This window comes from Streptomyces kebangsaanensis, from assembly GCF_001906585.1.
GTDB classification, from domain to species: domain Bacteria; phylum Actinomycetota; class Actinomycetes; order Streptomycetales; family Streptomycetaceae; genus Streptomyces; species Streptomyces kebangsaanensis.
The window spans coordinates 21,999-23,667 of sequence record NZ_JUJA01000033.1 but is presented as its reverse complement, the minus strand read 5'-3'; the positions used below and the strand labels follow the sequence as shown (position 1 = coordinate 23,667).

The 1,669-nt window shown below is 75.0% G+C and carries 1 protein-coding gene and 1 pseudogene; both read left to right on the top strand.

Annotated features, from left to right (window positions below):
* A pseudogene (locus RH94_RS42145) lies at window positions 1–848 on the top strand (nicotinate phosphoribosyltransferase); the annotation flags it as partial.
* A gap of 72 nt (window positions 849–920) precedes the next feature.
* Window positions 921–1,508 carry an isochorismatase family protein gene (locus RH94_RS03360; protein WP_073946165.1) on the top strand — a complete coding sequence of 196 codons (588 nt, stop codon included), beginning with the start codon at window positions 921–923 and terminating at the stop codon, window positions 1,506–1,508.
* Window positions 1,509–1,669 lie beyond the last annotated feature (161 nt).

The following is a 1,669-nucleotide window of genomic DNA, read 5'->3' as shown; positions in this document are numbered from 1 at the left end:
CCCGCCGCACCCACGAGCTGGCCGCGGTCGCCGCCGCGCGGGCCGCCTACGTCGGCGGCTTCACCTCCACCTCGGACCTGGCCGCCGGTTTCCGCTACAACATCCCGACGGTGGGCACCTCCGCCCACGCCTTCACCCTGCTGCACGACAGCGAGCGGGACGCCTTCCAGGCGCAGGTCGATTCGCTCGGCCGGGACACGACGCTGCTGGTGGACACGTACGACGTGGCCGAGGCGGTCCGTACGGCCGTGGAGATCGCCGGACCCGAGCTGGGCTCGGTGCGCATCGACTCCGGCGACCTGCTGCTGGTCGCGCACCGGGTGCGCCGGCAGCTGGACGAGCTGGGGGCCCGGGACACGAAGATCATCGTCACCTCGGACCTGGACGAGTACGCCATCGCCTCGCTCGCGATCGCGCCGGTGGACGCCTACGGGGTCGGCACCCAGCTGGTGACCGGCTCCGGCCATCCGACGGCCTCCATGGTCTACAAGCTGGTCGCCCGTGCCGAGAGCGCCGAGCCGGGGGCGCCGCTGGTGCCGGTGGCGAAGAGGTCCACCGGCGGCAAGACCTCCGTCGGCGGCCGCAAGTGGGCGGCGCGCCGGCTGGACGCGAGGGGGGTCGCGGAGGCCGAGGTGGTGGGCACCGGGCCGGTGCCGGACGCGCTGGCCGACCGGCAGCTGCTGGTCGAGCTGGTCAAGGGCGGCGAGGTGGTCGCCCGCGAACCGCTGGACGCGGCCCGGGACCGGCACGCGGCCGCCCGCGCCAACCTGCCGCTGTCCGCGACGCAGCTCTCCCGGGGGGAACCCGTCCTTCCGACGGAGTACGTCCACGGGGGCTCGGGTAGCTAGAACGAGTGCCCCCGCCCCATGCGCCGCCCGACATGCCCATGCCGCCGACCCGATACCCGAAGGACACCGACCATGCGCCGCGCCTTGATCGTCGTTGATGTGCAGAACGACTTCTGCGAGGGGGGCAGCCTCGCGGTGGCCGGGGGCGCCGACGTCGCCGCCGCGATCACCGAGCTGATCGGGCAGGCCCCCGCCGGCTACCGGCACGTGGTGGCCACCCGCGACCACCACATCGCGCCCGGCGGCCACTTCGCCGACGACCCCGACTACGTCCGCTCCTGGCCCGCGCACTGCGTCGCGGGCACCGAGGGCGTGGGCTTCCACCCGAACTTCGCCCCCGCCGTCGCCTCCGGCGCGGTCGACGCCGTCTTCGACAAGGGCGCCTACTCGGCGGCCTACAGCGGCTTCGAGGGCACGGACGAGAACGGCGTGTCCCTGGCCGACTGGCTCAAGGCCCGCGAGATCGACGAGGTGGACGTGGTCGGCATCGCCACGGACCACTGCGTCCGCGCCACCGCCCTGGACTCCGTCAAGGAGGGCTTCCGCACCCAGGTCCTCCTCGACCTCACCGCCGGCGTGAGCGCGGCCACCACGGAACGGGCCCTGGAGGAGCTGCGCCAGGCAGGCGTGGAACTCACCGGCGAACCGGCCGTCGCCTGACCCCACGGACCCCGGCCGACCCCCGCCCGCGCCGTCGTCACCACCGACACGCCCACCACCGGCCCCCGCACCGCCCTCCGGACACACACCCCCGCCGGGCAGGCGCAGAACCCACCGGCGAACCGGCCGTCGCCCGCCCGCGCCGTCGTCGTCACCGGCGG